This window comes from Blautia sp. ZXY-1-C6 (genome assembly GCF_056339875.1).
In genome coordinates, this window is record NZ_JBWJVQ010000300.1 from 1 (window position 1) to 6,090 (window position 6,090).

Sequence of the window (6,090 nt, forward strand, 5' to 3'; positions counted from 1 at the left end):
CCTTTACTGCCTGATGGAATTCAGGCTCATTTGGATTCTGTGCTACGACTCTTTCGTATACTTCTTCAGTATAAGACATTATGATTTCCTCCTCGTCCATCGTATAATTATTTTTTAAATCGACGTTATTATACACTAAAGTGTTACAAATGGAAAGAGCCAAATGAAAATTTTTTTATGAAAATTTTTTGAACAAAATTTGTACTTGCGAAATGCCGCCAAGTATGAGAAAATGTTAAAAATCATCCATACAATTTATAGCAATTTCTAAAAAATACAGTATATTTATAAAACTGCGTAAATTCGCACTGTACGTTTCGGTTCTTATATTGTCATGTATCCGTAAGAAACTGCAAATGGAAGTAAAAAAACGCTCGCAGGACAGTAGTGCGTGAACAGTAACCGGTAATCTGATTTTTTATGTTCAGAAACAGAATATATAAGATGTAGACCGAAAGAGAAAAAAATGCTATAATATTTACAGAGATGTGCATCTGCAAATTGTTGCGATGACAGAAACGAGGAGGGAATCATTATCGAGAGAATTGTGAAGAAAGGAGATTTATTACATGGCGGGATTTAAAACCAAAGTAACACCTGAAATTGAAAATCTGACGGAGGTTTGCAAGGAACATACAAGTCTGGATCTTTCTCTGTATGCAAAATATGATGTGAAGAGAGGTCTTCGTGATATTAATGGAAAAGGGGTTCTTGCAGGCCTGACTCAGGTTTCTAATGTGAAAGCCACAAAGATTGTTGATGGCAAAGAAGTTCCATGTGCTGGAAGTCTTTCCTACAGAGGATATGATATCAAAGATCTTACCAGGGGATTTATCGAAGATGACAGATATGGATTTGAAGAAGTTACCTATCTTTTATTATTTGGCAGTCTTCCGGACAAGAAACAGCTTGCAGATTTTACACAGCTTCTGGCAAATCAGCGGTCACTTCCTACAAATTTTGTGCGTGATGTTATAATGAAGGCTCCGAGCAAGGATATCATGAACGGGCTTTCCAGAAGTGTGCTTACTTTATATTCTTATGATACCAACCCTGACGATACATCATTGCCGAATGTGCTCAGACAGTGTCTGAATCTGATCAGTGTATTTCCGCTTTTATCTGTTTATGGATATCAGGCTTATAACCATTATATTAAAGATAAGAGTCTCTATATCCATAATCCGAAGAAAGAACTTACCACAGCAGAGAACATTCTGAGAATGCTTCGCCCGGATAAGAAGTATTCACATCTGGAGGCAAAGATCCTGGATATTGCGCTTATCCTTCATATGGAACATGGCGGAGGTAATAACTCTACATTCACAACTCATGTGGTTTCCTCATCAGGAACTGATACATATTCTGCGATTGCCGCAGCACTTGGCTCATTAAAGGGACCAAAGCATGGCGGTGCCAACATTAAAGTTGTCAGGATGTTTGATGATATGAAGAAGGAAGTTAAGGACTGGAAGGATGAAGACGAGGTCCGGACATATCTGAAGAGACTTCTTCATAAAGAGGCATTTGACCGGAAGGGACTGATCTATGGAATGGGACATGCGATTTATTCAGTATCTGATCCGCGAGCTGAAGTTTTCAAGGCATATGTGGAAACTCTGGCAAGGGAAAAAGGCAGAATGAAAGATTATGCCCTGTATTCTATGGTGGAACGTCTGGCACCTGAAGTAATTGCAGAAGAGCGTCGTATTTATAAAGGTGTAAGCGCCAATGTAGACTTTTACAGCGGTTTTGTGTACAGTATGCTGGATCTGCCACTGGAATTATATACACCGATGTTTGCAGTTGCACGTATCGTAGGATGGAGTGCGCACCGTATGGAAGAGCTCATTAATGCAGATAAGATTATCCGTCCGGCATATAAGAATGTTCTGGAACCGGCAGTATATGTTCCTCTTAATGAACGCTGATCATAATGATTCAGTATTTCGGGGACAGCGTACTGTTAGACACTTATCGCTGATCTTGTTTTCAGAAAAATATAAATAAAGGAAATGACTATGGATGTTTAATTGCTTTTTTCCGGATGAATATCTGGATTCTACCTATGTGATAAACTTCGATGATCTGTATGCGCAGGGATACAGAGGACTTCTGTTTGATATAGATAATACTCTGGTACCTCATGGTGCACCGGCAGATGAGAGAGCATGTGCGTTGTTTGCACATCTGAAGGAACTTGGATTTAAATGCTGTTTTCTGTCAAACAACCAGTACGAGAGAGTTTCTTCTTTTAATGATGCGATAGGAGCGCAGTTTATCGAGAATGCACACAAGCCTTCAACAAAAAATTATATCAGGGCAATGGAACTTCTTGGGACAGACAGAAGTAATACAGTTTTTATAGGAGATCAGCTCTTTACTGATATATATGGTGCGAAACGCACAGGAATCCGGAATATTCTGGTGAAACCACTCAATCCGAAAGAAGAGATTCAGATCGTACTGAAACGATATCTTGAAAGAATTGTACTATATTTTTACCGCAAAGAGGAGGGGAATTCATGAACCATATTGTTATCATAGGATTTATGGGTTCAGGTAAGACAAGAGTAGGAAAACGGCTGGCAAAAGATTTCAATCTTCCTTTTGTAGACGTTGACCGCGTAGTATCAAAGAAGATGAACCTTACAATGAAAGAAATCTTTGACAGATTCGGAGAACCATTTTACAGAGCTCTTGAGACAACTGTGATCAAGGCACTGATCGATGATCCGGAACAGAAGATCATTTCTCTGGGGTCCGGTCTTCCGATGCAGGAACAGAATGCAAAATATATTAAAAAACTGGGAACTGTAGTATATTTGAAGGGATCTTATGCAACGTTGAAGAAGAGACTGGAAAATTCCAGCAGCAATCCTCTGATCGAGGGAGAAGACAAAGAAGATAAGATCAGAAAACTTCTTAAACAGCGCGATCCGGTTTATACAAAGTTTGCAGATGTTGAGATGATCACAGGAGACAAGCCATTTGAGGATCTGATTGGTCAGCTTGAAGAAAAATTAAAAACATGTGTAAAAAATAGTTGAAAAAAACAGCAGAATATTATAAAATTAAATAAGAGTGTGTCACAAAACTGAGAAAAGCATGAGAGGGACACACACTTTGAACGGCTGTTGTTGTCAAAAGACACAGCATTGCTGAACTGTACTATTAAGGAGGAAATATAACTATGATTTCAGCAGGTGATTTCAAAAACGGTATCACACTTGAAATTGACGGAAACGTATGTCAGATCGTTGAATTCCAGCACGTAAAACCAGGAAAGGGTGCTGCTTTCGTAAGAACAAAATACAAAAACATTATTACAGGATCAGTTCTTGAGAAGTCTTTCCGTCCAACAGAGAAATTCCCGGCTGCACGTATTGAGCGTGTAGATATGCAGTATCTGTATGATGATGGTGATCTGTACTACTTCATGAATGTAGAGACATACGATCAGGTTGGTCTTACAAAAGATCAGGTTGGAGATTCTCTTAAATTCGTTAAAGAGAACGAGATGGTTAAGATCTGTTCCCACAACGGAAATGTATTTGCTATTGAGCCTCCTCTGTTCGTAGAACTTGAAGTTACTGAGACAGAGCCGGGATTTGCCGGAAATACAGCACAGGGTGCTACAAAACCGGCTACTGTAGAAACAGGTGCACAGGTTCAGGTTCCGCTGTTCGTTAACCAGGGCGACAAACTGAAAATCGATACAAGAACAGGAGAATATCTTTCTCGAGTATAATCAGGATGAAACCAGTTGTTTGTTTTGTCTGATCGACAGATGTAAAGAGATAAAAACTGCCATCGGTAAGATCCGGGTGGCAGTTTTTTATCTCTGATTGAAAATAGGAGAAAAAAATATGGAATATGTAACACTTGGAAAAACCGGTCTCAGGGTTTCCAGAATGGGCCTTGGCGGGATACCGATCCAGAAAATTGATGCGGAAGGAACAAAGACACTGCTGCATAAGCTGGCAGACCGGGGAGTAAATTATATTGATACAGCCAGAGGATATACGGTCAGTGAAGAATATCTGGGATATGCACTGGAAGGTATCAGGGACAGATTTATAATTGCCACAAAGTCCATGGCACGTACAAAGGAAGCCATGGCTGAAGATATTGAGAAGAGTCTTCATAATCTTCGTACAGATCATATTGAATTATACCAGGTGCATAATCCGAGTATGGAACAACTTGATCAGGTGCAGGCGGCCGGTGGTGCCCTTGAAGCACTGCAGGAGGCAAGAGCAGCAGGAAAAATCGGACATATTGGTCTGACCGCTCATTCTGTGGAGGTTTTTGCCCGGGCTCTGGAGCTTGACTGGGTGGAAACTATTATGTTTCCATATAATATTGTAGAGAGTCAGGGGGAAGAGCTGATCTCAAAATGTGAGGAGAAAAACATCGGCTTTATTGCATATGAAACCTCTGGCCGGTGGTGCAATTGAAAATGGAACGTTGGCATTGCGTTATGTCTGTTCGAATAAGAACGTTACTATTGTGATCCCGGGAATGGCGGAAGAGAAGGAAATCGAGGAGAATATAAAGGCCTGTCTTGATGATTCCCCGTTAAGCGAGAAAGAACTGGAGGAAGTTCAGACAGTACGGAATCAGCTTGGCACAAATTTCTGCCGCAGATGTAATTACTGTGCTCCATGTAGTGTGGGAATCGATATTTCGGGTGTGTTCCTGTTCGCAGGCTATCTTAACCGTTACGGGCTGGGAGACTGGGCAAGAAACCGTTACAGTTCTCTTGCGGTGAAGGCTTCCGCCTGTATAGAATGCGGCAAATGTGAAACCAGATGTCCGTACCATCTGCCAATCCGCGAAATGCTGAAAGAATGTGCACAACAGTTTGGTGAATAAAAAACATCCACAGGGAATTACCCTGTGGATGTTTTTTATGGAGATGGTGTGTCTTTTTTTGTTCAAAAGAAAGTGGGACAATTGGTAACAGATGATGATATCATCATTAAAATCCTTTGGCGCCATAAAGAATACCAGATGTGTTTTGGTAATCAAACTATCGGATGTGCCATGGAACAAGCACAATAAAAAGTTGGTAAAATCCCATATAGAAGGGATGTATTACCAACTTTTTTAGATTTTACAAGATATTAATTTCTGAGAAATCAATAGATAAATCTTCGTAAATTCCAGCTTTTACAGTATCAGTGAACGAATATTCTTCAATGGAATAATCATGATTAAAGTTGTATACTGTAATTCTGTTTTTTGCGATATCTACGATCCAGTATTCCCGGACACCTGCGGAACGATATTTGAAAAGTTTCAGGAGATAATCCATTTTTCTGCTTGCAGGCGATACAATTTCAATAATCCAGTCTGGTGCGCCTTTACATCCTTTATCATCAAGTTTGTTTGGATCACAAATCACAGATATATCTGGTTCGACATAAGTATTATTTATTTCATCAAGATATACGGCGAATGGTGCAGGAAGCACTTCGCAAGTTCCTTTGTGCTGTTTTATATAATTACGGATGATAGCGGAAAGCTCCATGACGAGTTTCTGATGTTTGTACGATGGTGGTGCCATATAATAGATGTGTCCGTCAATCAGTTCAGCTCTTTCGCCATCTGGCAGAGCATAAATATCTTCAATGGTATAAGATTCTTCTTTGAGTAAAGCCATACGATCACGCTCCTTTTTGATTATATTATAGTGGATTTACATAAAATATTCAACACTGACCATCTGGCAGCAACTCTTTTTTATATTTGTAATTTGCTACTGTCACAGGTCATTGTACACCAGAATCTATTTCTGAATGTGCTCGTTATAAATGTGAACAGGCAAAAATTCCGGTTAAAAGTATACATGCTATTCGCAGGACTTTAAATTCACGTATGCGTGTAAATGGTGCAGATTCAGTGACAACTGCTGTCCTGATTGGAAACACACCAGAAGTAAATGAAAATTTCTACACATATGATGTAAGCGAATCAGACTATAAAAAAGAGCTTATCCGTAAAGTATCACTTTGTGGATAAACTCTTTATCATGCCTTGATTACACTTGCTTGCTTACTTCCTGCTTACTTAAAAAAACCAAGA

Annotated in this window: 9 protein-coding genes; 8 read left to right on the forward strand and 1 reads right to left on the reverse strand. The window is 39.6% G+C overall.

Annotation, left to right across the window (positions count from 1 at the left end; translation table 11 throughout):
* Positions 1-569: 569 nt before the first annotated feature.
* The 7 genes from AC075J_RS18345 to AC075J_RS18375 all read left to right on the forward strand — a co-directional run bounded on the left by AC075J_RS18345 (position 570) and on the right by AC075J_RS18375 (position 5,067).
* Positions 570-1,931, forward strand: coding sequence for a citrate/2-methylcitrate synthase (locus tag AC075J_RS18345; protein ID WP_008703524.1), 1,362 nt, complete (start codon positions 570-572; stop codon positions 1,929-1,931).
* A gap of 94 nt (positions 1,932-2,025) precedes the next feature.
* Positions 2,026-2,529 carry a YqeG family HAD IIIA-type phosphatase gene (locus AC075J_RS18350; RefSeq protein ID WP_008703523.1) on the forward strand — a complete coding sequence of 168 codons (504 nt, stop codon included), beginning with the start codon at positions 2,026-2,028 and terminating at the stop codon, positions 2,527-2,529.
* Positions 2,526-3,050, forward strand: coding sequence for a shikimate kinase (locus AC075J_RS18355; protein ID WP_008703521.1), 525 nt, complete (start codon positions 2,526-2,528; stop codon positions 3,048-3,050). Before AC075J_RS18350 ends, AC075J_RS18355 begins: the two co-directional genes overlap by 4 nt.
* Before the next feature lie 143 nt (positions 3,051-3,193).
* Entirely contained in the window at positions 3,194-3,751 is a 558-nt protein-coding gene (gene efp, locus AC075J_RS18360; protein ID WP_026649975.1) for an elongation factor P, read from the forward strand.
* Positions 3,752-3,869: 118 nt separating this feature from the next.
* Positions 3,870-4,460 (forward strand): aldo/keto reductase, encoded by a 591-nt coding sequence (locus AC075J_RS18365; protein ID WP_476390601.1) that lies wholly within the window; start codon positions 3,870-3,872, stop codon positions 4,458-4,460.
* Positions 4,432-4,878: an aldo/keto reductase gene (locus tag AC075J_RS18370; RefSeq protein ID WP_476390602.1), complete on the forward strand. Its 447-nt coding sequence runs from the start codon at positions 4,432-4,434 to the stop codon at positions 4,876-4,878. Before AC075J_RS18365 ends, AC075J_RS18370 begins: the two co-directional genes overlap by 29 nt.
* Positions 4,879-4,902: 24 nt before the next feature.
* Positions 4,903-5,067: a hypothetical protein gene (locus AC075J_RS18375; protein ID WP_173700890.1), complete on the forward strand. Its 165-nt coding sequence runs from the start codon at positions 4,903-4,905 to the stop codon at positions 5,065-5,067.
* A 52-nt stretch (positions 5,068-5,119) separates the two neighbouring features.
* Here the strand turns inward: AC075J_RS18375 and AC075J_RS18380 are convergent, their stop codons facing one another.
* On the reverse strand, positions 5,120-5,668 hold the full coding sequence (locus AC075J_RS18380) for a Uma2 family endonuclease (RefSeq protein ID WP_008703513.1): 549 nt from the start codon (positions 5,666-5,668) through the stop codon (positions 5,120-5,122).
* 215 nt (positions 5,669-5,883) lie between these two features.
* Between AC075J_RS18380 and AC075J_RS18385 the strand changes: the two genes are divergently transcribed.
* A complete protein-coding gene (locus AC075J_RS18385) occupies positions 5,884-6,027 on the forward strand; it encodes a hypothetical protein (RefSeq protein WP_008703512.1) in 144 nt (47 codons plus the stop codon).
* The last annotated feature ends 63 nt before the right edge of the window (positions 6,028-6,090 follow it).